The sequence below is a fragment of the Streptomyces sp. NPDC101160 genome, from assembly GCF_044768205.1.
GTDB lineage: Bacteria > Actinomycetota > Actinomycetes > Streptomycetales > Streptomycetaceae > Streptomyces.
On record NZ_JBIWPJ010000002.1, the window covers coordinates 189,800 to 212,984 of the forward strand.

Consider the following 23,185-nt stretch of genomic DNA (forward strand, 5'->3'; position numbering starts at 1 on the left):
TGGGGACAGTGAATGGGGGGCAGTGAAAGTGACTCGACGGTAACCGCGAGGACTTACCGGAGGTAACTGTCCGGTAAGTTACGCAAGGGTAACGATCGCCTCCCGGTAGTCCTCGCTGTAGTCCTCCCTGCGAAGTCCGGCCCTGGCCTGTCATCATGGTGACGTCTTCACTCCGACGGGAGGAACGGTGGGCAGCAGCGGCACATCCGAAGTCCCCGAAGTTCCGGAAGTCCCCGACGTCTTCGACCCCCGGATCTACGCCGCCGGGATCCCGCACGAGCGCTTCCGGGTCCTGCGCGACCGGCACCCCGTCGCCCGCCAGGACGAGTACGAGGTCCTCGGCTGGCCCGCCGGGCCCGGCTTCTGGGCCGTGACGCGGCACGCCGACGTCGTACGGGTGCTCAAGGACACGGCCGGGTTCTCGTCGTACCTCGGCGCGACCCAGATCCGCGACCCCGACCCGGCCGATCTGCCGTTCATCCGGCGCATGATGCTCAACCAGGACCTGCCGCATCACGGGCGGCTGCGCCGGCTCGTCAGCCGCGCCTTCACCCCCGGCCGCATCGAGCGCTTCGCCGAGACGGCCCGGCAGCGCGCCCGTCAACTGCTGGACGGCGCACGGGAGTCGGGGGCGGACGGTGAGATGGACCTGGTGCGGGCCGTCACCGACGACTACGCGCTGCTCAACCTCACCGACATCCTCGGCGTGCCCGCCGCCGACCGCGGACTGCTGCACGCCTGGACCGAGCGGGTGATCGCCTACCAGGACCCCGACGAACCGCCCGTGCTCGACGCCGAGGGGCGGCCCGTCAACCCCCGCTCACCGGCGATGCTCGCCGAGATGTTCGGCTACGCGCAGGACCTCGCCGCCCACAAACGCGCCCACCCCGCCGACGACATCATGACCGTGCTCGCGCACTCCGAACTCCTCGACGCCGAGCTGGAGATGTTCTTCTTCCTGCTCACCGTCGCGGGCAACGACACCGTCCGCAGCGCCGCCCCCGGCGGACTGCTCGCACTCGCCGAACACCCGGACGAGCTCAGGAGGTTGTGGGACGGCACAGTGGACACCGGCACGGCCGTCGGCGAACTCCTGCGCGTCCACCCGCCCGTCCTGCACATCCGCCGCACCGCCGCCCGGGACACCGAGCTGGCCGGGGTGCCGATCGCCGCGGGCGACAAGGTCGTCGTCTTCCACGCCTCCGCGAACTTCGACGAACGCGCCTTCGCCGACCCGCACCGGCTCGACCTCGCGCGCACGCCGAACCCGCACGTCTCCTTCGGTGACGGCCCGCATGTGTGTCTCGGCGCCCACTTCGCCAGGCTCCAGCTCAGGCTGCTCCACGAGGAGATGCGAGACGCCTGCGCGGACCTGGAGACCGCCGGACCGCCCCGGCGCCTGGTCTCCAACTTCATCAACGGGATCAAGTCGCTGCCGGCGCGGGTGGCGTGGCGGAGCTGAGCGGCCGCGCCGTCGCCTGCCGGGTCACGTCGGCGACGATCTCGACGACATCGGGGCCGTACGCCTGCGAGTTCACGACGCGCAGGAGCAGGACGAAGGTGCCGTCCGGACCGTACTTGCCGGCCAGCGCCTTGTGGTGGCGGGCCAGATGGCGCGCGGCGGCCTCGTTGGTGACCGCGGCCTGACCGCACAGCAGGAACACGGGGCGGCCTCCCTCGCCGCGGGTGAGGCGGGCGAGGACGACGTACTCGCTCAGGCCCCGGTCCGCGCGGTAGGTCTCGCCCGCCACGGTGAACATCCCCCGGTCCTCGGGCGGTTCCTGCTCGACGTTCATGGTGAGCCCCGGCAGCAGGTTCGGCAGGTGCGCCGCCATGCGGCGGTTCGAGAACGGGCCGCCGATGCAGAACTCGGCTATCTCGCCCAGGCCCTGACGGGCCGTGTCGTGCTGCACGACCCGGGGCCGCGCTCCGCAGTCCTTGATCAGCGCCGACAGTTCGAGCAGCGCCGACACGTCGGTGGCGTGCACCCCGCGCTCGCTGCCGGCCAGACGGTTCACCACGAGCAGGCACTCCGAGCCGGAGGGCAGCCCGAAGAAGGCCTGCTTGCGCCGGAGTCGGCGGCGCCACAGATACGTCCGGGTCAGCCAGCCGATCGAGCCGCTGACGCCGGTGGCCAGGACCCCGAGCACGACATTGCGCAGGTCTTCGTTCATGGGCGCGCATGGTAGCGGGGAGCGGCCGGTTGTTCGAGATCGCGTTCGGACGCGGTCCGGACGCGGTCCGGATGCGGTCCCGACGCGGTCCTGACGTGACGCCGGGGCAGAAGTTACGCTGCGCGGACGCTCGTTGACTGGAGGTAGGGAATGCGCGTTTCCGCCGTACGTTACGGGTCGATCCTGGCCGTCGCCGCGACGGTCCTCACGGTGGGCGCGGCCGCCCCGCCGCCCGCGGACGCCACCTCCGCCAAGGTGCCCGTCGCCACCGGCTGGGGCGGCGCCGTCGCCAGCGTCGACGCGGACGCCTCCGCGGCCGGCATCGAGGTGCTCCGCAAGGGCGGCAACGCGGTCGACGCCGCCGTCGCCGTGGCCGCCGCGCTCGGCGTCACCGAGCCCTACTCGGCCGGCATCGGCGGAGGCGGCTACTTCGTCTACTACGACGCCAAGTCCCGTACGGTGCAGACCATCGACGGCCGCGAGACCGCCCCCGGCTCCGCCGACGCGAACCTCTTCGTCGAGAACGGCTCTCCCATCCCGTTCGAGGAGGGCCAGACCAGCGGCCGGAGCGTCGGCACGCCGGGCACCCCCGCCACCTGGCAGACCGCCCTCGACGCCTGGGGCAGCAAGCCGCTCCGGCGCCTCCTGGAGCCCGCCGAGCGACTGGCCCGCGACGGCTTCACCGTCGACGCCACCTTCCGCGCCCAGACCGCCGGCAACGAGGCCCGCTTCCGCGACTTCCCCGCCACCTCCGAACTCTTCCTGCCCGGCGGGCAGTTGCCCGTCGTCGGCTCGGTCTTCAAGAACCCCGACCTGGCCCGCACCTACGAGACCCTGGGCCGGGAGGGCGTCGACGCGCTCTACAAGGGCCCCCTCGCCGACGACATCGTGAACACCGTCCAGCACCCGCCGGTCCGCGCCGGCGCCACCCGGGTCGTCCGCGCCGGCGACCTGACCGAGGCCGACCTCGCCGGGTACGCGACGATCCGGCGCAGGCCCACGAAGGTCGGGTACCGCGGGCTCGACGTCTACTCGATGGCACCGTCCTCCTCCGGCGGCACCACCGTCGGCGAGGCTCTCGGCATCCTGGAGGGCACCGACCTCGCGCACGCCTCCCAGGCCCGCTATCTGCACCGCTTCATCGAGGCGAGCCGGATCGCCTTCGCCGACCGCGGCCGCTGGGTCGGCGACCCGGCCTTCGAGGACGTGCCCACCCGCGGTCTGCTCTCGCAGCGGTACGCCGACTCCCGGGCCTGCCTGATCCGCGACGACGCCGTCCTCACCAGCCCCCTCGCGCCCGGCGACCCGCGCGACCCGGCAGCGGGCTGCCGGGCGGGCGGGACCGCCGCCCCGACCACGTACGAGGGTGAGAACACCACGCATCTGACCGTGGCCGACAAGTGGGGCAACGTCGTCGCCTACACCCTCACCATCGAGTCCACCGGCGGCAGCGGCATCACCGTCCCCGGCCGCGGCTTCCTGCTCAACAACGAGCTGACCGACTTCTCCTTCGCCCCCGCCAACCCGGCCGTGCACGACCCCAACCTGCCCGGCCCGGGCAAGCGCCCGCGCTCCTCGATCTCCCCGACGATCGTGCTCGACAAGGCCGGCCGGCCGGTGCTCGCGCTCGGCTCGCCGGGCGGCGCCACCATCATCACCACCGTCCTGCAGACGCTCACCGGGGTCGTCGACCGCGGTCTGCCGCTCGTCGACGCCATCGCCGCACCTCGCGCCAGCCAGCGCAACCAGGCCACCACCGAGCTCGAACCGGCCCTGTGGAACAGCCCGTTGAAGGCGGAGCTGGAAGCGATCGGGCACGGCTTCCGGCAGAACCCGGAGATCGGCGCGGCGACCGGCGTGCAGCGGCTGCCGGACGGACGCTGGCTGGCCGCGGCGGAGCCGGTGCGCCGGGGCGGCGGCTCGGCGATGGTGGTCCGCCCGGACCCGGGCGACTAGACGGCCGGCGGCTACAGGACGGTCAGGATCCGCGGGCCGTCGTCCGTGATCGCCACGGTGTGCTCGGTGTGGGCGGCGCGCGAGCCGTCGATCGTACGGACCGTCCAGCCGTCCCGCGCCGTGTAGTGGTGGTCGCCGCCGCCGGCGATCAGCATCGGCTCGATCGCGATCACCATCCCGTGCCGCAGCGGCATGCCCCGGCCCGGGCGTCCCTCGTTGGGGACGTCCGGGCCCTCGTGCATGGTGCGGCCCACGCCGTGCCCGCCGAAGCCGTCCGGGATGCCGTACCCGGCCTTGCGGCAGACCCGGCCGATCGCGTGGGCGACGTCCCCGATCCGGTTGCCGACCCGTGCCGCCGCGATGCCGGCCTCCAGCGCCTCCCGCGCCGTGTCGATCAGCCGGGTGTCCTCGGCGCGGGCCCGGCCGACCGTGAAGCTCACGGCCGCGTCCCCGACCCAGCCGTCGAGCACCGCGCCGCAGTCCGCGCTCAGCAGATCGCCGTCGGCGAGCCGGGTGCCGTCGGGGACGCCGTGCACGATCGCGTCGTTCACCGACAGGCACACCACGGCCGGGAAGGGCACCGGCGCCCAGTCCGGGCGGTACCCCAGGAACGGCGACCCGGCCCCCGCCGCCGCGAGCACCTCCCGTGCCACGCCGTCGAGTTCGGCGAGCGTCACCCCGGGCGCCGCCTTCTCCCGTACGGCCTCCAGGGCGCGGGCCACGACCCGGCCCGCCTCGCGCATCGCCAGCAGGTTCTCGTTGCTCTTGATCTCCACCATGCCAATTACTATACCGGTATAAGAATGGGGTTCATGGCCGCGAGTCCGTAGAATGGGCTCATGGTGCGCACCCCCCTGACCCCCGAAGAGCGCGAGCGCGGCGAACGCCTCGGCCTCCTGCTGCGCGAGGCCCGCGGCCCCCGCTCCATGGCCGAGATCGCCGCCGCGGCCGGCCTCTCCGCCGAGACCCTCCGCAAGATCGAGACGGGCCGCGCTCCGACCCCCGCCTTCTTCACCGTGGCGGCGCTGGCGGGCGTCCTCGGGCTCTCGCTCGACCAGCTGGTGGAGCACTGCCTTCCCGTGGCGGCCGCCGCGGCCTGACGCGACGGCGGCCTGACGGACGAGTGCCGTGCGGAGCCGCTACGCCGACACCGCCAGCTGCACCCGGCTGTGCCGCGGCCGCTCGGCCTCGTCGACGATCGCGCGGGCGAGGTCGGCATGGGCGATCCGGCCCGGGCCGTCGAGCACCGTCCCGACCGCCGTGCGGTAGCCACCGGTCACGGGAGCCTCCGCGTCCAGGTCGAGCGGCGGCACCACCATCAGCCAGTCGAGCTCCGCGCCCGCCTCGGCCGTGAGCAGGTCGAACTCGTCGACATGGCCCTGCGAGAAGGCCCGGTACTCCGCGGGGAAGTCCGGGGCGTCCATCACCCGCACGCCCGGCGCGGTCTCCAGCGTCGTGGCGATGCCCACCACGACCAGCCGGCCCACCCCCGCCTCCGTGAGCCCCGCGAGCAGCGCCTTCGCGGCCGCCGTGAAGTAGTCCACGGCCGGGACGTCGAGCCGGACCGAGGCGTTCACCACCGCTGTGTGGCCCGCCGCGAGCGCCGCCACCGACCCGGGATCGGTGACGTCACCCCGTACCAGGGTCACCGAATCCCCCTCCAAGTCACGGTACTTGGCCGGATCGCGGACCACGGCCGTCACCCGCAGACCCCGGGCCACCGCCTCCGCCACGGTCGCACGGCCCACCCGGCCGCCCGCGCCGAACACCACGATGTCGTTCTTCCGGTCGTTCACGCTGTTCGTGTCGTCAGTCATGGGACGGACCGTAGGACGCGGGTACCCGGTTACTTCAACGGTACCGGCGCCCGCTGGGCTAGGTTCGGAGTCATGGAGGACCTGACCGAGCCGAAACCGCTGCCGCGCGACCTGTTCCGCGACCCCGACTGCACCGATTCCGCCCGGCCGATCCGCCTCGGCGGCAAGTGGACCGCGATGGTCCTGCGCTGCCTGGAGGACGGCCGGCCGCGCCGCTTCACCGAGCTGCGCGTCCCGCTCCACTGGGTCACCCCCAAGGTGCTCACCGAGACCCTGCGCGCCATGGAGCGCGACGGTTTCGTCTCCCGTACCGAGTACGACGAGAACCCGCCCCGCGTCGAGTACGTCCTCACCGACCTCGGCCGCTCCCTGCTCGACCCCCTGGACGCGGCCTGCGCGTGGGCCCGCGCCCACACCCCCGAGATCACCGGCGCGCGCCGGTCCTACGACACGGCCGCGAGCACCGGAAGCCCTGTGGCCTAGCAGCGGAGGCGGGGCCGGGCGCCCGCCCCACGTGGGAGCGTGCACCGTCGTCAGCAGCGACACCGACGGTCTCTTCGTGGCCTGGGAGACCCTCGCGCACGCCGGCAGCCCGACCCCTGCGTAGGCTCACGGGCGTGATGCCCGAAGAACTGCGGCGCGGCCGCTACGTCAGCCTCACCACCTTCCGCGGGAACGGCACCGGGGTCGCCACCCCGGTCTGGTACGCGGTCGAGGGCGAGACGCTGTACGCCTGGACCCGCACCGACTCCTGGAAGGTCAGGCGACTGCGCCGCGACCCGCGCGTCGTGGCCGCCGTCTGCGACGTGCGCGGCAACGTGGCCGCCGACGCCGTACGCGCCGAGGGCACCGCCCGGCTCGTCACGGGCGAGGAGCTGCGGCACGTCCGCAAGCTGCTCTCGCGCAAGTACACCTGGCAGTTCTGGGCGGTCGACTGGCCCGCGACGCTCGCCCGCCTCGGCAAGCGCCCGCACACGGGCATCGTCGTGAGCTTCCCGGGCGCCTGACGGAAAACTCTGCGTAGCCGCCCCGTAACACGAATGCGGTCCAATGCCGGTGGACCGAGCGGCAGTGGCACAGGGCGGGCGGCGGTAGGCATGACGGTGCATCAACTTCCGGTGGACGTCGTCATGTTCACCAGGTGGCTGAACGAGCTGGTGGGTCGGCTCCGCCCTGGCGAGGGCTGGTACGGGGAGTTCGCCGCCCGCGACCCCGAGGGCATGCGCGCCTGCTTCGAGGGCGCGGACATCCTGCCCTGGGACATCGTCGAGTCGCTCCTCCACGACCTCGGTGAGACCGCTGACGGGCCCCGAGGCGTCCGCGGCAGAGCGCTGTACGAGGCCGCCGCCACCGCCCACGACCGCGCGCCGGGCGCGGCGTCTGCGCTCGCCGAACGGCGCGAGCTGTTGACCCGCGAGGCCGCCCGCGCGGAGGCCCGCCTCCGCGAGCCGGACGCCGACGACGCCGAACGGGCATGGGTGCGCGACGACCTGGCCCGCGCGAGGTCGAGGTCGGCGGACCTCGGGAGGCGCCTGGCACGACTCGCCGAGGCCACGACGGCGCGGAGCCCCGAGCCGGTGACCGCGCCCGGACACGGGGCCGGCCCGGCGCCCCGGCGGGTGGCCGCACCCACGCTCGGGTACGGGGGCGGGGCGGCGCCCGGGTACGGCGCCGAACCGGCGTCTCACCCCGCGCCCGCGGCGCCCGGGTACGGCGCCGAACCGGCCTCTCACCCCGCGCCCGCGCCGCCCGGGTCAGCGCCCGCGCCGCCCGTGTCCCCGGCAGCGCCGCCCGGAACCCCGGCCGCGCCGATGTCCCGGCCGGCGTCTCACCCCGCACCCGCGCCCGCACCCCGCGTCCCCGCGTCCCCGCCGGGTCGGCGGCGCCCGCGTGGGGCGCGGTATGCCTGGGTGGAGGCCTCGTCGGACGAGGCGGAGCCCGTGAGCGTGCCCGCTTCCCTGGTCGATCTGCCGGTCGGCGGGGTGGCCGCTCCGCGTGGGGCCCGGTTCGGTGGTGTGGCCGCCGGGCCCGTGACCGCGCCCGCCCCGGCCCCGGCCCACGAGCCCGGTCCGGATTCCGCCCGCGCCGCCGGGAACGTCGTCTACGCGCTGCGGCGGCTGCGCGCCCAGGGGCGTAGCGGCGAGGCGCACGCGCTGCTGTGCGAGGCGCTCGGCGGGCCGCCCGGGTGGCTTCCGGTGCTGGCCGCGGAGTTGTGTGCCGCGGGGCTCACGGCGGACTGGTCCACCCTGCTGTGGGAGGCGGCCACGCTGCCGCCCGACCGGCTCGCGGCCGTCGCCGGGGCGCTCGCCGACGCGGGGCGCGCGCAGGACTGCGAGCAGCTGCTGCGGCAGGGCGTGGCCCGCCCGGTGGAGGAGCTGGCCGGGGCGTGCGCCGCGCTTCAGGGGGCGGGGCGCGAGGGTGAGGCCCGGGCCCTGCTGACCGCGTTCGTCCGCTGCCGTACCCCCGAGGACGCGGCCCGCCTCGCCGCCGCCGGCCCCGCCACGCTCACACCCGAGCTGCTCGCCGCCGCCCGTGCCGTGTCGGCGGTCCGCGAGCGCGAGCTGCGGCACGCGCTACGGGTCACGGGGCGCGCCTGAAGTCCGGAAGGACGGGACTTGAAGCTGCCGCTGCGGCAGCTTCTACGGTGCTGACCAGGGCCGGAACGACCGGCCCGGTGAACCCGTGAGGGAGGCGGCGATGGCCTGGCCGATCGCGGAGGTGGCCCGGATGTCGGGCGTGACGGCCCGCACCCTGCGCCACTACGACGAGGTGGGCCTGCTGCCGCCGGCCCGGGTCGGCGAGATCGGCCGGGTCCTCGCCGAGCAGGTCGACGAGGTGGAGGCGCTGCGCGGCCACCACCGCCGGCTGGTCGAGGAGCGCGACCGGCTCGACGCGCTGGCCGCCACCGTCTCCCGCACGATCACCGATCTGGAACGGTCCAGGAAGGACGGCACTCCCATGACCGCGATCAACCGCCCGGAGAACCTCTTCGAAGGCGTCCGTCCCGACGATGTCGCCGAGAGCCTGCGCGACTTCCCGGAGCACGCCGAGCGGGTCGCCGCCCACACGGCGACCCTGACCGCGTCGGAGGCCGACGCGGCGCAGCGCGAGCGGACCGCGCAGATGGTCCGCCTCGCCGAGCTGCTGGCCGCCGGCCACCCGGCCGGCGCGGCGCCCGTCCAGACCGAGGTCGCCGCCCAGTACGCGGCGCTGACCGCCCTGCGTACGGTGACCCCGGCCGAGTACCGGGCCTTCGCCGCCGCCTGCACCGACAACCCCGCGTGGCGCGCCGCCTACGAGTCGGTGGCCGAGGGCCTCGCCGCCTATCAGCGCGCGGCGATGGAGACGTACGCAGACGCCCGGCTGAGCTGAACCCGTCGGTCCGCGCTGCGGGGCGCCCCGCAGCGCGGACCGGTACGGCAAGATCGACATGTACCCGGACGTGTCGTTACGTGTCCGACGTCGACCACTCGGGTATGAAACATGATCGACTCAGCTGCTTCACGGCAGTGGTCTTGCTCCGGGCTGTGACGGGGCTTACGTTCTCCTCCTACGCATCGCGTCTACGTGCGTAGAGGCTCTCTGACGCCGTGCCGAAGGAGCAGCTCATGACCGACGTCGTACGCGCCGCGCTCGTCCAGGCGACCTGGACCGGCGACACCGAATCCATGATCGCCAAGCATGAGGAACACGCCCGCGAGGCGGCCCGGCAGGGGGCGAAGGTCATCGGGTTCCAGGAGGTGTTCAACGCCCCGTACTTCTGCCAGGTGCAGGAGCCCGAGCACTACCGCTGGGCCGAGCCCGTGCCCGACGGACCCACCGTGCGCAGGATGCGGGAGCTCGCCCGGGAGACCGGGATGGTGATCGTGGTGCCCGTCTTCGAGGTCGAGGGCGCCGGCTTCTACTACAACACCGCCGCCGTCATCGACGCCGACGGCTCCTACCTCGGCAAGTACCGCAAGCACCACATCCCCCAGGTCAAGGGCTTCTGGGAGAAGTACTACTTCCGCCCCGGCAACCTCGGCTGGCCCGTCTTCGACACGGCCGTCGGCAAGGTCGGCGTCTACATCTGCTACGACCGCCACTTCCCCGAGGGCTGGCGCCAACTCGGCCTCAACGGAGCACAGTTGGTCTACAACCCGTCGGCCACCCACCGCGGTCTCTCCTCCTACCTCTGGCAGCTGGAACAGCCCGCCGCCGCCGTCGCCAACGAGTACTACGTCGCCGCCATCAACCGCGTCGGCATCGAGGAGTACGGCGACAACGACTTCTACGGCACCAGCTACTTCGTCGACCCGCGCGGCCAGTTCGTCGGCGACGTCGCCTCCGACAAGGAGGAGGAACTCGTCGTCCGCGACCTCGACTTCGGGCTCATCGAACAGGTCCGGCAGCAATGGGCGTTCTACCGGGACCGCCGCCCCGACGCGTACGACGGGCTGGTGCGGCCGTGAGCAGCCTGTACGACCGCCACCGCGCCGTCATCCCCGACTGGGTCGCCCTCTACTACCGGCAGCCCATCGAGCTCACCCACGGCGAGGGCCGCCACGTCTGGGACGCCGACGGCAACCGCTACCTCGACTTCTTCGGCGGCATCCTCACCACCATGACCGCCCACGCCCTGCCCGAGGTCACCAAGGCGGTCGCCGAACAGGCCGGGCGGATCATCCACTCCTCCACCCTCTACCTCAACCGCCCCATGGTGGAGCTCGCCGAACGGATCGCCGCCCTCTCCGGCATCCCCGACGCCCGCGTCTTCTTCACCACCTCCGGCACCGAGGCCAACGACACCGCCCTGCTGCTCGCCACCGCCTACACCGGCTCCAACCAGATCCTGGCGATGCGCAACAGCTACCACGGGCGCTCGTTCTCGACCGTCGGCGTCACCGGCAACCGCGGCTGGTCCCCGACCAGCCTCTCCCCGCTCCAGACGCTCTACGTGCACGGCGGCGTCCGCAGCCGCGGCCCGTACGCCGGGCTCACCGACGAGCGGTTCATCGAGGCGTGCGTCGCCGACCTGGAGGACGTGCTCGGCCAGACCCGCGCCGGCGTCGCCGCGCTCATCGCCGAACCCATCCAGGGCGTCGGCGGCTTCACCTCCCCGCCCGACGGCCTCTACGCCGCCTTCCGCCAGGTCCTCGACCGGCACGGCATCCTGTGGATCGCCGACGAGGTACAGACCGGCTGGGGCCGCACCGGCGAGCACTTCTGGGGCTGGCAGGCACACGGCCAGGCCGGACCGCCCGACATCCTCACCTTCGCCAAGGGCATCGGCAACGGCATGTCCATCGGTGGCGTCGTCGCCCGCGCCGAGATCATGAACAGCCTCGACGCCAACTCCATCTCCACCTTCGGCGGCTCGCCGGTCACCATGGCCGCCGGGCTCGCCAACCTCACGTACCTCCTCGACCACGACCTCCAGGGCAACGCCCGCCGGGTCGGCGGCCTGCTCATCGAACGGCTCAGGTCCGCGACCGCCGGCGTCGACGCCGTACGCGAGGTGCGCGGCCGCGGACTGATGATCGGCATCGAGCTGACCGAACCCGGCACGGACCGGGCGAACCCGGACGCCGCGAGCGCCGTCCTGGAGGCCACCCGCGCGAACGGGCTGCTCATCGGCAAGGGCGGCGGCCACAACACCAGCGCCCTGCGCATCGCGCCGCCGCTCTCGCTCACCGTCGCCGAGGCCGAGGAAGGCGCCGCGATCCTCGAACAGGCCCTCAGGAACCTCTAGTTCACGATCCCTCTACCTTTCGGGGAGTAGTCCCGTGAGCACCCGAACCCTCATCCGCGGCGGCCTCGTCATCACCGCCGCCGACGAGACCCACGCCGACGTGCTGATCGAGGACGGGCGGATCGTCGCCCTGGCCGCCCACGGCTCCGACATCGCCGCCGGCTGGACCGCCGACCGCACGATCGACGCCACCGACCGCTACGTCATCCCGGGCGGCGTCGACGCCCACACCCACATGGAACTCCCCTTCGGCGGCACCTTCGCCTCCGACACCTTCGAGACCGGCACCCGGGCCGCCGCCTGGGGCGGCACCACCACCATCGTCGACTTCGCCGTGCAGAGCGTCGGCCACACCCTCCGGGAAGGGCTCGACGCCTGGTACGCCAAGGCCGACGGCAACTGCGCCGTCGACTACGGCTTCCACATGATCCTCTCCGACGTCAACGAGCAGACGCTCAAGGAGATGGACCGGCTCGTCCAGGAGGGCATCTCCTCGTTCAAGCTGTTCATGGCCTATCCCGGGGTCTTCTACAGCGACGACGGACAGATCCTGCGGGCCATGCAGCAAGGCGCCGCCAACGGCGGGCTGATCATGATGCACGCCGAGAACGGCATCGCCATCGACGTCCTCGTGGAGCAGGCCCTGGCCCGTGGCGAGACCGACCCCCGCTACCACGGCGAGGTCCGCAAGGCGCTCCTCGAGGCCGAGGCCACCCACCGGGCGATCCAGCTGTCCCGGGTGGCGGGCGCGCCGCTGTACGTCGTGCACGTGTCGGCCGAGGAGGCCGTCGCCGAGCTCGCCGCCGCCCGTGACAAGGGTCTGCCGGTCTTCGGCGAGACCTGCCCGCAGTACCTGTTCCTGTCCACCGACAACCTCGCCGAGCCCGGCTTCGAGGGCGCCAAGTACGTCTGCTCCACGCCGCTGCGGCCGAAGGAGCACCAGGCGGCCCTGTGGCGGGGCCTGCGCACCAACGACCTCCAGGTCGTCTCCACCGACCACTGCCCCTTCTGCTTCGTCGGCCAGAAGGAGCTCGGCCGCGGCGACTTCTCCAAGATTCCCAACGGCCTGCCGGGCGTCGAGAACCGCATGGACCTGCTCCACCAGGCCGTCGTCGACGGGCACATCTCCCGCCGCCGCTGGATCGAGATCGCCTGCGCCACCCCGGCCCGGATGTTCGGCCTCTATCCGCAGAAGGGCACCATCGCGCCCGGCGCCGACGCCGACGTCGTCATCTACGACCCGCACGCCACCCAGACCCTGTCCGCGGCCACCCACCACATGAACGTCGACTACTCGGCGTACGAGGGGAAGACGGTCACCGGCCAGGTCGAGACCGTCCTCTCCCGCGGCGAACCCGTCATCGAGCAGCGGAAGTTCACCGGCCGCGCCGGCCACGGCAGCTTCGTCCCCCGCTCCACCTGCCAGTACCTGAACTAGGAGGCCACCGAAGTGGACTTCGGACTCGTCCTGCAGACCGACCCGCCCGCCTCGCAGGTCGTCGGCCTGATGCGCCGCGCTGAGCGCAACGGCTTCCGCTACGGCTGGACCTTCGACTCCGCCGTGCTCTGGCAGGAGCCCTTCGTCATCTACAGCCAGATCCTCGAACACACCACCAAGCTCCACGTCGGCCCCATGGTCACCAACCCGGGCACGCGGACCTGGGAGGTGACCGCCTCCACCTTCGCCACCCTCAACGACATGTTCGGCAACCGGACCGTCTGCGGCATCGGCCGCGGCGACTCCGCCATGCGCGTCGCCGGCCGCAGGCCCAACACCCTGGCCCGGCTCGGCGAGGCGATCGACGTCATCCGCGACCTCGCGGAGGGCCGCGAGGCGGTCGTCGACGGCAACCCGATCCGCATCCCCTGGGTGAAGGACGGCAGGCTGCCGGTCTGGATGGCCGCCTACGGGCCCAAAGCGCTCGCCCTCGCCGGACAGAAGGCCGACGGCTTCATCCTCCAGCTCGCCGACCCGTTCCTGACCGAGTGGATGGTCAAGGCGGTCCGCCAGGCCGCAGCCGACGCCGGCCGCGACCCCGACGACCTCACCATCTGCGTCGCCGCCCCCGCGTACGTGGGGGACGACCTGGCGCACGCGCGGGACCAGTGCCGCTGGTTCGGCGGCATGGTCGGCAACCACGTCGCCGACCTGGTGGCCAAGTACGGCGAGCACTCGGGGATGGTCCCGGACGAGCTCACCGCGTACATCAAGGACCGGCACGGTTACGACTACAGCCACCACGGCCGCGCCGACAACCCGTCCACCGACTTCGTCCCCGACGAGATCGTCGACCGCTTCTGCCTGCTCGGCCCGGCCGAGGCCCACATCGAGAAGCTGCGCCACCTGCGCGAGCTCGGCGTCGACCAGTTCGCCGTCTACAACATGCACGACAACCGCGAAGGCACCATCGACGCCTACGGCTCCGAGATCATCCCCGCGCTCAACGCCTGAAGGGTCCCGTCGCCATGACCGCCACCACACCCGCGGAAAGACCCCGGATACCCGGCGGCCGCGTCGAGCTCCCGCCCGGCGCGGCCGGCGCCGACCCCCGTTTCGTCAACGACGACCTGCTCCCCGTCCCCCTCGCGCGGCGCCGCTGGACCACGTACAACTTCGCCGCCCTCTGGGTCGGCATGGCCCACAACATCCCGTCCTGGCTGCTCGCCTCCGGGCTCGTCGCCCTCGGCATGGACTGGCTCCAGGCCGTCCTGACCATCGCCCTCGCCAATCTCGTCGTGCTCGTGCCGATGCTGCTCACCGGGCACGCCGGACCCAAGTACGGCATCCCCTTCCCGGTCCTCGCCCGCGCCTCCTTCGGACTGCGCGGCGCCAACCTGCCGGCGCTCGTACGGGCCGGGGTGGCCTGCGCCTGGTTCGGCATCCAGACCTGGATCGGCGGCCAGGGCATCTTCGTCCTGCTCGACAAGGTCTTCGGCGGCCACTGGGCCGCGGCCCGGGAGGTCGGCGGGCAGCCGTGGACGCTCTGGCTCTGCTTCGGCCTCTTCTGGGCCTTGGAGCTCGCCATCATCCACCGCGGCATGGACGCCCTGCGCCGCTTCGAGAACTGGGCCGCGCCCTTCGTCATCGTCGGCGCGCTGGTGCTCCTCGGATGGGTCGCCGTCAAGGCCGGCGGCTTCGGCCCCCTCCTCGATCAGCCGTCCAGGCTGGGCTGGGGGGACGACTTCTGGCCAGTCTTCTTCCCCGCGCTCATGGGCATGATCGCCTTCTGGGCGACGCTCAGCCTCAACATCCCCGACTTCACCCGCTTCGGCGCCGGACAGCGCGCCCAGGTGTGGGGCCAGGCCCTCGGTCTGCCCACCACCATGACGCTGTTCGCGCTGCTCTCGGTCCTGGTCACCTCCGGCTCGCAGGCCGTGTACGGGGCGCCGGTCTGGGACCCGGTCGCGCTCGCCGCCAGGACCGACAACGTCTTCGGGCTGCTCTTCGCCCTGGTCACGGTGCTGGTCGCGACACTGTCGGTGAACATCGCGGCGAACGTCGTCTCACCCGCGTACGACCTCGCCAACCTCGCCCCGCGACTCGTCGACTTCCGCCGGGGCGCACTGGTCACCGGCGTCGTCGGGGTCCTGATCATGCCGTGGAAGCTGACCTCCACGCCCGAGCTGTACATCTTCACCTGGCTCGGCCTGGTCGGCGGACTGCTCGGTACGGTCGCGGGCATCCTCATCGCCGACTACTGGCTGGTGCGGCGCACCGTCCTCGACCTGGGCGGTCTCTACCGGGCCGACGGGCCCTACTGGTACCGCGGCGGGTGGAACCCGGCGGCCGTGCTGGCCTTCGCGGCCGGCGGCCTTCTGGCGGTCGGCGGCTCCCACTCGGCGCCCGGCACCGGGCCCTTCCCCGCGGACGGGCTGATCCCCTTCCTGAAGCCGCTCGCCGACTACGGCTGGGCCGTGGGCCTCGCCGCCTCCCTGCTGCTCTACACGGCCCTGATGGCGGGCCGGCGGACCGCGCGCGACGGCGGCCGGTAATCCATGGGCTGATCTTTACCGGGCAGTCTCCATGGCATAGCCTCGGCAGACGCGCGGCACAAGCGCGCGGACACGAGCAAGAGCAGAAGGCGGTCGTCGATGTCCGGCACGGAGTCCTCCGACTACACCCAGCGCCTGGCCCGGCTGGAGACCTCGGGGATCAAGCGACTGCTGCCCACCCAGGCCCCGTACCGCTGGAACCTCAAGCGGCTCGGCCTCGGGCGCGTGCTCGACATCGGCTGCGGCCTCGGCCGCAACCTGCTCAACTGCGGCCCCGACAGCGTGGGCGTCGACCACAACGCCAGCTCCGTCGCCGTCTGCCGCGAGCGCGGCCTCACCGCCTACACCCCCGACGAGCTCGCCGCCGCCGCGGACTGCGGACCCGGCTCCTTCGACAGCCTGCTCTGCGCCCACGTCCTGGAGCACATGGACGAGACGCTCGGCAACTCGGTCCTGGAGCAGTACCTGCCGCTGGTGAAGCCCGGCGGCCACGTCGTGCTGATCTGCCCGCAGGAAGCCGGCTACAAGACCGACGCCACTCACGTGCGCTTCGTCGACTTCGACGGCCTGCGCGCCCACGCCGAGAAGCTCGGCCTCACCGTCGACCGCACCTACTCCTTCCCCTTCGCCCGCTCGGTCGGCAAGGCGTTCCCCTACAACGAGTTCATCCTCGTCGCCCGCACCCCGGCCGCCTGACCCGCCGAGCTCACGGCAGCGGCGCAGGCCCCCACCCGGGCACCTGCGTGGCCGCGGCCCGCTCCCAGCCGGACACACCCCCGGCGACGGGCCACGCCCGGGTGATCTCCGGCGTCCGCTCGATCGCCCGCAGCGCCCTCGCGAGCGCCTGCCCCGCCGCGGCGCCGCGCACCCCGTCGAGCGGGCCGCCGCCGAGCGCGGCCATGCGGTGCGCGTACTCCTCGACCGGCCGGGCGGCGCACAGCGCCACGTAGGCGGCGTCGACGGCCCGTGACAGCAGCAGCACCTCCGGCCGGCCGCCCTCGGCGAGGGCCGCGACGAGCCGGTCGTGCCCGTCGAGCACGACCGGCGAGTTCAGCCCGCTGATCCACCACAGCAGTACGGGCGGCAGCACGCCCTCCCGGTACTGGCGCCGGTACGCCCTGACCCGGGCCGACCCCGGGTCGGACAGCGCTCGCAGCGGCAGCAGGTCGCGGGCGTCCTCCGCCGGGTCGCCATAACCGAACCAGGTCAGCCGGCCCCGGTCGGGATCGTGCGCGAGGAGCTTGGCCCAGTTGCCGTCCACGAACCAGCCCGGAGTCATCGGGCCCAGGTTCCAGTCGCCCTCGTGCAGCGGACCCCCGGCCGCGACGCGCAGCTCCGCCTCCGCGTACGCGGCCCAGCGCTCCGTCCAGGCGTCCGAGCCGGGCGCGGCGAGCGCGGCCACCGCGCGGGCCGTGCCGGCCCGCAGAGGCGCGACCGGAGAGGCGTACCGCCCGGTCCGGGCATAGTGCACCCCGCGGTGCCCGGCCCGCTGGCGGGCGAAGAGGACCGGCCGGTCGCCCTGCGTCAGGACGAGCCGGCCGCCGTCCGCGCACTCCATGCGCAGGCCCGGCCGCACAGGCTGTTCGATCCGCATGGCCCGGAGCCTACGAGACGATGCGAGGCCGCTGTCAGGGCACCCGGGCCGTCCACTCGGGCGACGAGAACTTCGTCTCGGCCAGCTCCTTGGCCAGGGCCAGCTCCTCCTCCGTGACGCGGCCCTCCGTCAGGCCGTAGCGGTCACGGAAGGAGGCGATCATGCGGTCGATGACGGCTTCGCGCGGCAGGCCGGTCTGGCGGCGGAGGGGGTCGACGCGCTTCTTGGCGCTCTTGGTGCCCTTGTCGGAGAGCTTCTCGCGGCCGATGCGCAGCACCTCGGTCATCTTGTCGGCGTCGATTTCGTACGCCATCGTCACGTGGTGCAGCACCGCGCCCGCGCCCGCGACCATGCGCTTCTGGGCCGCGCCGGCGATCTTGCCGGCGTCCGTGGCGATGTCGTTCAGCGGCTGGTACCACGCCTTGACGCCCATGTCGCCGAGGGCGCCGAGCACCCAGTCGTCGAGATAGGCGTAGCTGTCGGTGAAGGACAGGCCCTGGACCAGGGCGTCGGGGACCGACAGGGAGTACGTGATGGTGTTGCCCGGCTCGATGAACATCGCGCCGCCCCCGCTGATCCGGCGCACCACCTCGATGCCGTGCCGCTCGGCGGCCTCCGGGTCGACCTCGTTGCGCAGCGACTGGAAGCTGCCGATGACGACGGCCGGGGAGCCCCACTCCCAGACCCGCAGGGTCGGCGGGCGGCGGCCGGCCGCGACCTCTGCGGTCAGGACCTCGTCCAGCGCCATGTGCAGGGCGGGGGACTGCGGCGGCTCGTGGATCAACTGCCAGTCGTAGTCGGTCCAGTCGGTGGCGTGCGCGAGCGCCCGGCGCACCGCGACCCCGATGCCCTCCGTGGTCAGGCCGAACATCTCCGTGCCCGGTGGCAGCGCCTGGTCGATCCGGGCCGCGAGACCGGCCGCGTCCGTGTCGGCGGGCGCGCCCTCCAGGGCCCCGTCGATCGCCAGGATCGCCTCGTCCGGCTCCAGGAAGAAGTCGCCCGCTACCCGCACCCGGCGCAGCACGCCGCCTTCCACGTCCAGGTCGACCACGACCAGCTTGCCGCCCGGGACCTTGTACTCGCCGTGCACCGGATCCGCCCTCCCAGCCTGTCAGGGGTCCCCAGTAAGGGGTGAAGCCGTCCAAAGCGTACTCCGCGGCCCGGCCGGTCCCCCGGGGCGGACGAGGGGGCGCCGGGAGCCCGGCCTATCCTGGAAACCAGTGATCGCCGGACGACATGAGGAGTCCTCAGGTGACGTCGATGCTCGATGCCGTGGTCGTGGGGGCGGGACCCAACGGGCTGACCGCCGCCGCCGAACTCGCCCGCCGGGGCTTCTCCGTGGCCGTCTTCGAAGCGAAACCCACCGTGGGCGGCGGCGCCCGCACCGAGGAGCTGACCCTCCCGGGCTTCCGGCACGACCCCTGCTCCGCCGTGCACCCGCTCGGCGTCGGCTCGCCGGTCTTCAACTCGATGCCGCTGGACCGCTACGGCCTGGAATGGATGCACCCCGCGCTGCCGATGGCCCACCCCTGGGACGACGGCACCGCGGCCGTCCTCGCCCGCTCCGTCGCTGAGACCGCCGCCTCCTTCGGCCCGCGCGACGCCGGCACCTACCGGCGGCTCGTCACCCCGTTCGTACCCCGCTGGGACACCCTCGTCCGCGACTTCATGCAGCTGCCGCTCACCGCGCTGCCCCGCGACCCGGTCACCCTCGCCCGCTTCGGACTCGCCGGACTGCCGCCCGCCACCTGGCTGTTGAGACGTTTCCGCGACGAGAAGGCGCGGGCCCTGTTCGCCGGGCTCGTCGGCCATGTCATCGCCCCGCTCGACGGCATCGCCACCGGTGCCGTAGGCCTGGTCTTCGCGCTCGCCGCGCACGCGCTGGGCTGGCCGATGCCCCGCGGCGGCTCGCAGTCGATCTCCGACGCCCTCGCCGCGTATCTGAAGGACCTCGGCGGCGCCGTGCACACCGACTTCGAGGTCAAGCGGCTCGACGACCTGCCGCCGGCCCGCGCGTACGTCTTCGACACCTCGCCCACCGCGCTCGCCCGGATCGCCGGGCTCGGCTCCTTCTACGACGGCTACCGCTACGGCGCCAGCGCGTTCAAGATCGACTACGCGCTCTCCGGGCCCGTGCCGTGGACCGCCGAGGCCGCCCGCCGCGCCGGCACCGTGCAGATCGGCCCCACCATGGGCGACATCGACACCGCCCTCAACCAGGCGTCCTCCGGGACGGCCCCGCACACCCCGTTCCTCATCACCGCCCAGCCCAGCCTCGTCGACCCCGGCCGCGCCCCCGAAGGCAAGCACGTCTTCTGGGCCTACGGCCACGTCCCCAACGGCTGGCGCGGCGACCTCACCGACGCCATCGAGCGGCAGATCGAGCGCTTCGCGCCCGGCTTCCGCGACCTGATCCTCGCCCGCGCCACCGCCGGCCCGCCCGAACTCGCCGAGCGCAACGCCAACTACATCGGCGGCGACATCGCCTGCGGCGCCGCCCGCGGCCTCCAACTGCTGCTGCGCCCCCGGCTCTCCCTCTTCCCCTACAGCACCCCGCACCCGGCGGTCTTCCTCTGCTCCTCCGCCACCCCGCCCGGCCCCGGCGTGCACGGCATGTCCGGGCACAACGCGGCCAAGGCCGTCTGGCGGCGGCTGCGCACGCCCGGGGCGTAAACCCCGTGCGGTGCCGTGCCCGGGGGCGCGAGGATGGAGGCATGAGCACCACGCAGCCCGCCATCGTCCTCGTCCGCGGCGACATCACCGACCAGGACACGGACGTCATCGTGAACGCCGCCAACTCCTCCCTCCTCGGCGGCGGCGGAGTGGACGGCGCCATCCACCGGCGCGGCGGGCCGGCGATCCTGGAGGACTGCCGCAAGCTCCGCGCCGGCCACTACGGGCGCGGCCTGCCGACCGGACAGGCCGTCGCCACCACCGCCGGCGAGCTCGCCGCCCGCTGGGTGGTCCACACCGTCGGCCCGGTGCACAGCCGCGAGGAGGACCGCTCGGCGCTCCTGACCTCGTGCTACCGAGAGTCGCTTCGTGTCGCGGACGAACTGGGTGCGCGGTCCGTGGCCTTCCCGGCGATCTCGACGGGGATCTACGGATGGCCGATCGCCGACGGGGCCCGCATCGCCGTGGAAACGGTGCGCGCCACGCGGACGGCCGTCGAGGAGGTCCGCTTCGTCCTTTTCGATGCCGCGGCCTACGCGGCCTTCCAGACGGCCCTGGCCTGATCCGCGGGAAGGCCGCCCCCTCCAGGCGCCTCTTGACCAGGGCCCTCACCCGCGCCCAGACTGGTATACGTAGTACGCGAGCCTCGTACATGTACGCCTAAAGCCGCCCTCCTCCGGGCGGGCGCGTAACAGAGGGGAGGCCTCGCGATGGCCTTCCACACCCTTCATCACCATGACCCCGGCACGCTCCGCCCCCGGTTCTGGGCGGAGGTCGTCCTGGGCAGCATTTCCGCGCTGCTCTTCCTGGTCACGCTCGTCTGGCGCGACTGGATCGAGGTCCTCTTCGGCGTCGAGCCGGACGCCGGAAGCGGAGCACTCGAGTGGCTCATCGTGGCCGTCACGGCTCTGGTCGCCGTCCTGTGCGCGCTCGGCGCGCGGATGGAATGGCGCCGAACCCGTTCCGCTGGGGCGCACGCCTCGCGGTAGCGGCCCAAGGCCGAGGCGAGAGGAGGATCGATCGCCATGCCTGAGGACGTGAGGGACCTCGTGAGAAAGGCCCCGCTCAGTTTCGTCGGTACGGTCACCAGGCTCGGTGACGCACGGGTGACGGACGTACCGGTCGACGACCGGACCGCCGTGGTTCAGGTGAGCGCGGTGCTGCACGCACCCGACGCCTTCAAGAACCTCGCGGGCAGCGAAGTCACGGTCCAGCTGTCGCAGGATCTCGCGCCGCCCGCCGTCGGCGACGCGGCGGCGTTCTTCACCAGCGGAACGGTCTACGGCCAGGGCCTCGCCGTTCAGGAGGTCGGACGGCTTGCCCCGGACGTGGTCCAGCCGGCCATCTCACGCGCGGCCAGGACCGCCGACGCGATGCCGTTCTCCACGCTGGAGCGCGACATCGAGGACGAGGACATGGTCGCGCACGCCGACGCGGCGGACGCGGTCGTGACCGGCGTCGTCGTCGGCCTGGAGCGGGCGGCCGGCGGGCCGGAGGGCGGCCGGGACTTCTCGGAGCACGCCCCCAACTGGTGGCTCGCGCAGATCGACGTGGCCCACGTCGAACAGGGCCAGGTCGCCCCGGGGCGGATCACCGTCCTCTACCCCAACAGCCGGGACTCCCATTGGTACCGGGCACCCAAGCCGCAGCCCTCGCAACAGGGGATGTGGTTCCTGCACGCGACCGAGGGCAGCCTGGCGCAGTGGGCCCCGTTCCAGCTCCTCCACCCCGACGACTACCAGCCCGTGCAGAAGCTCGAAGCACTGCAAGCGGCACGGAGGTGAGTGGACATGCCCACGATCAAGGTCGTCAACATCACTCCCGCCGCGCTGAGCGGCGACCGCAGCCAGGACTCCGAGCCGGACCTCGCGGTCAACCCCGAACACCCCGACGAGATGGTCGCGACCGCGTTCACCCCCGACCCGATGGGAGGCCCCCTCGCCCCGATCTACGTCTCCACCGACGGCGGGAACACGTGGACGCTGCGGAGCATCGTCCCCGGCGGCGGCCCGCACGGCACCTCCGACATCTCCGTCGGGTTCGCGACCACGGGAGGCGTGCTGTACGCGGGAATCCTCAACTCCCACGGCGCGCCGGGCGGCAAGACCCGCATGCAGCTCCTGCGATCCCCGGGCATCTCCTCGACGGCGCCCATGGAAACGCTCGTCACCCGGGACCGGCCGGACCAGCCGTGGGTCGTGGCGGGGAGCGTCCACCAGAACGGCACCACCCGCGACCGCGTCTACATCTCCAACAACGACATCGGGCAGAGACCACGGTCCGCCGCCGTGGACGTCTCCGGCGACGCCCGCACGGCACCGCCGCCCGCCGGGTTCACGCGCAGCCTCATCGAGCGGCGTACCCCGGAGGGCCAGGACGCGCCGCCGGTACGGATCGCTCTGCACCCCGAAGGGACGGTGTACGCGGCTTTCGAGAGCTGGACGCGCGTCACCGGGGACGACGTGCTGGACGTCACCTACGACGTCGTGGTCACCCGCGACGACAGCGGCGGCCTCGGGCCCGACGCCTTCCAGGATCTGAAGGACGCGGACGACTCGGAGATCGGCCAGCGAGTGGCGGTCGACCGGGTCGAGACGTTCAACGCGGAGATGGGCCAGGAACGGCTGGGCGGCGACCTCGCGATCGCGGTGGACCCGACCGCACCGGGCAGCGTACGGGTGGCCTGGTGCGACCGCGTCGGCGCCTCCCCGGGCGTCGGCTGCATCCTGCACGTACGCCACTCGACCGACTTCGGGCAGACCTGGTCGGAAGACGACCGCACCGTCACCAACGCCAAGAACCCGGCGCTGGCGGTGAACGCGGACTCCTTGCTCGGACTGGCCTACCAGCAGTTCAAGCAGGGGCAGTGGACGACGGTGCTGGAGCTGACGGACGACGACTGGAAGACCGATCCGGAGCGCCACGTACTGCACCAGGCGCCCGCCGACGTGCCCGCGGCGCGTCTCCTGCCCTTCCTGGGCGACTACATCCGGCTCCTCGCGGTCGGCCGGGACTTCTACGGGGTGTTCGCGGGCAACAACACGCCCGACCACGCCAACTTCCCGGAGGGCGTCACGTACCAGCGGAACGCCGACTTCGTCAGCCACCAGCTGCTCGACATCGACAACGTGACCCGGGTCCGCCCGTCCATCGATCCGTTCTTCTACCACCGGGCGGCGTAGGTCCGTACCGTCCGTACCGGACCGGTCGGGGCACCCCGCTCGGCGGGGTGCCCCGGTCGCGCGGT

23 protein-coding genes are annotated in these 23,185 nt (G+C 72.9%); 18 read left to right on the forward strand and 5 right to left on the reverse strand.

Going from position 1 to position 23,185, the window contains the following annotated elements; genetic code table 11:
* The first annotated feature begins 187 nt into the window (after positions 1-187).
* Entirely contained in the window at positions 188-1,462 is a 1,275-nt protein-coding gene (locus ACIRSU_RS06400) for a cytochrome P450 (protein WP_403789567.1), read from the forward strand.
* On the opposite strand, the gene ACIRSU_RS06405 is transcribed toward ACIRSU_RS06400, so the two are convergent.
* The gene (locus ACIRSU_RS06405; RefSeq protein ID WP_403789568.1) at positions 1,425-2,174 is read right to left on the reverse strand and encodes a hypothetical protein; all 750 of its coding nucleotides are present in this window, start codon (positions 2,172-2,174) and stop codon (positions 1,425-1,427) included. The genes ACIRSU_RS06400 and ACIRSU_RS06405 overlap by 38 nt on opposite strands.
* Before the next feature lie 150 nt (positions 2,175-2,324).
* On the opposite strand from ACIRSU_RS06405, the gene ggt reads away from it, so the two are divergent.
* Positions 2,325-4,130, forward strand: a complete 1,806-nt coding sequence (ggt, locus tag ACIRSU_RS06410; RefSeq protein WP_403789569.1) for a gamma-glutamyltransferase — start codon at positions 2,325-2,327, stop codon at positions 4,128-4,130.
* A gap of 11 nt (positions 4,131-4,141) precedes the next feature.
* Here ggt and map read toward each other — a convergent pair whose 3' ends face one another.
* A complete protein-coding gene (gene map / locus ACIRSU_RS06415) occupies positions 4,142-4,909 on the reverse strand; it encodes a type I methionyl aminopeptidase (RefSeq protein ID WP_403789570.1) in 768 nt (255 codons plus the stop codon).
* 60 nt (positions 4,910-4,969) lie between these two features.
* Here map and ACIRSU_RS06420 point away from each other — a divergent pair, with 60 nt between their 5' ends.
* Positions 4,970-5,230: a helix-turn-helix domain-containing protein gene (locus tag ACIRSU_RS06420; RefSeq protein WP_403789571.1), complete on the forward strand. Its 261-nt coding sequence runs from the start codon at positions 4,970-4,972 to the stop codon at positions 5,228-5,230.
* Between the two features lie 39 nt (positions 5,231-5,269).
* Here ACIRSU_RS06420 and ACIRSU_RS06425 read toward each other — a convergent pair whose 3' ends face one another.
* A complete protein-coding gene (locus tag ACIRSU_RS06425; protein WP_403789572.1) occupies positions 5,270-5,947 on the reverse strand; it encodes an NAD(P)-dependent oxidoreductase in 678 nt (225 codons plus the stop codon).
* Between the two features lie 72 nt (positions 5,948-6,019).
* Here ACIRSU_RS06425 and ACIRSU_RS06430 point away from each other — a divergent pair, with 72 nt between their 5' ends.
* The 10 genes from ACIRSU_RS06430 (at position 6,020) to ACIRSU_RS06475 (ending at position 16,367) form a co-directional block, all read left to right on the forward strand.
* Entirely contained in the window at positions 6,020-6,430 is a 411-nt protein-coding gene (locus ACIRSU_RS06430; protein WP_403789573.1) for a winged helix-turn-helix transcriptional regulator, read from the forward strand.
* 137 nt (positions 6,431-6,567) lie between these two features.
* Positions 6,568-6,954 carry a PPOX class F420-dependent oxidoreductase gene (locus tag ACIRSU_RS06435; protein ID WP_403790195.1) on the forward strand — a complete coding sequence of 129 codons (387 nt, stop codon included), beginning with the start codon at positions 6,568-6,570 and terminating at the stop codon, positions 6,952-6,954.
* A 90-nt stretch (positions 6,955-7,044) separates the two neighbouring features.
* The gene (locus ACIRSU_RS06440) at positions 7,045-8,544 is read left to right on the forward strand and encodes a UL36 very large tegument protein (protein WP_403789574.1); all 1,500 of its coding nucleotides are present in this window, start codon (positions 7,045-7,047) and stop codon (positions 8,542-8,544) included.
* Positions 8,545-8,644: 100 nt separating this feature from the next.
* Positions 8,645-9,319, forward strand: coding sequence for a MerR family DNA-binding transcriptional regulator (locus ACIRSU_RS06445; RefSeq protein ID WP_403789575.1), 675 nt, complete (start codon positions 8,645-8,647; stop codon positions 9,317-9,319).
* A gap of 236 nt (positions 9,320-9,555) precedes the next feature.
* A complete protein-coding gene (locus tag ACIRSU_RS06450; protein ID WP_403789576.1) occupies positions 9,556-10,398 on the forward strand; it encodes a nitrilase-related carbon-nitrogen hydrolase in 843 nt (280 codons plus the stop codon).
* Complete coding sequence (locus ACIRSU_RS06455) at positions 10,395-11,678, forward strand: aspartate aminotransferase family protein (RefSeq protein ID WP_403789577.1); 1,284 nt, start codon at positions 10,395-10,397, stop codon at positions 11,676-11,678. The genes ACIRSU_RS06450 and ACIRSU_RS06455 overlap by 4 nt, the downstream gene beginning before the upstream one ends.
* Before the next feature lie 34 nt (positions 11,679-11,712).
* Complete coding sequence (gene hydA, locus ACIRSU_RS06460; protein WP_403789578.1) at positions 11,713-13,116, forward strand: dihydropyrimidinase; 1,404 nt, start codon at positions 11,713-11,715, stop codon at positions 13,114-13,116.
* Positions 13,117-13,128: 12 nt separating this feature from the next.
* Positions 13,129-14,130 (forward strand): TIGR03842 family LLM class F420-dependent oxidoreductase, encoded by a 1,002-nt coding sequence (locus ACIRSU_RS06465; RefSeq protein ID WP_403789579.1) that lies wholly within the window; start codon positions 13,129-13,131, stop codon positions 14,128-14,130.
* Between the two features lie 14 nt (positions 14,131-14,144).
* Positions 14,145-15,671: an NCS1 family nucleobase:cation symporter-1 gene (locus ACIRSU_RS06470; protein ID WP_403789580.1), complete on the forward strand. Its 1,527-nt coding sequence runs from the start codon at positions 14,145-14,147 to the stop codon at positions 15,669-15,671.
* A gap of 99 nt (positions 15,672-15,770) precedes the next feature.
* On the forward strand, positions 15,771-16,367 hold the full coding sequence (locus ACIRSU_RS06475) for a class I SAM-dependent methyltransferase (RefSeq protein WP_403789581.1): 597 nt from the start codon (positions 15,771-15,773) through the stop codon (positions 16,365-16,367).
* A 10-nt stretch (positions 16,368-16,377) separates the two neighbouring features.
* On the opposite strand, the gene ACIRSU_RS06480 is transcribed toward ACIRSU_RS06475, so the two are convergent.
* Both ACIRSU_RS06480 and ACIRSU_RS06485 read right to left on the reverse strand, forming a co-directional pair.
* On the reverse strand, positions 16,378-17,265 hold the full coding sequence (locus ACIRSU_RS06480) for a hypothetical protein (RefSeq protein ID WP_403789582.1): 888 nt from the start codon (positions 17,263-17,265) through the stop codon (positions 16,378-16,380).
* A gap of 34 nt (positions 17,266-17,299) precedes the next feature.
* Positions 17,300-18,355: a biotin/lipoate A/B protein ligase family protein gene (locus tag ACIRSU_RS06485; RefSeq protein WP_403789583.1), complete on the reverse strand. Its 1,056-nt coding sequence runs from the start codon at positions 18,353-18,355 to the stop codon at positions 17,300-17,302.
* A 161-nt stretch (positions 18,356-18,516) separates the two neighbouring features.
* Between ACIRSU_RS06485 and ACIRSU_RS06490 the strand changes: the two genes are divergently transcribed.
* The 5 genes from ACIRSU_RS06490 to ACIRSU_RS06510 all read left to right on the forward strand — a co-directional run bounded on the left by ACIRSU_RS06490 (position 18,517) and on the right by ACIRSU_RS06510 (position 23,120).
* Positions 18,517-19,938, forward strand: coding sequence for a phytoene desaturase family protein (locus ACIRSU_RS06490; RefSeq protein WP_403789584.1), 1,422 nt, complete (start codon positions 18,517-18,519; stop codon positions 19,936-19,938).
* A 41-nt stretch (positions 19,939-19,979) separates the two neighbouring features.
* Positions 19,980-20,501 carry an O-acetyl-ADP-ribose deacetylase gene (locus ACIRSU_RS06495; protein WP_403789585.1) on the forward strand — a complete coding sequence of 174 codons (522 nt, stop codon included), beginning with the start codon at positions 19,980-19,982 and terminating at the stop codon, positions 20,499-20,501.
* A gap of 147 nt (positions 20,502-20,648) precedes the next feature.
* Positions 20,649-20,927 (forward strand): ABC transporter permease, encoded by a 279-nt coding sequence (locus ACIRSU_RS06500; protein WP_403789586.1) that lies wholly within the window; start codon positions 20,649-20,651, stop codon positions 20,925-20,927.
* Positions 20,928-20,963: 36 nt separating this feature from the next.
* Positions 20,964-21,722, forward strand: a complete 759-nt coding sequence (locus tag ACIRSU_RS06505; protein WP_403789587.1) for a hypothetical protein — start codon at positions 20,964-20,966, stop codon at positions 21,720-21,722.
* A gap of 6 nt (positions 21,723-21,728) precedes the next feature.
* Positions 21,729-23,120: a hypothetical protein gene (locus ACIRSU_RS06510; RefSeq protein WP_403789588.1), complete on the forward strand. Its 1,392-nt coding sequence runs from the start codon at positions 21,729-21,731 to the stop codon at positions 23,118-23,120.
* The last annotated feature ends 65 nt before the right edge of the window (positions 23,121-23,185 follow it).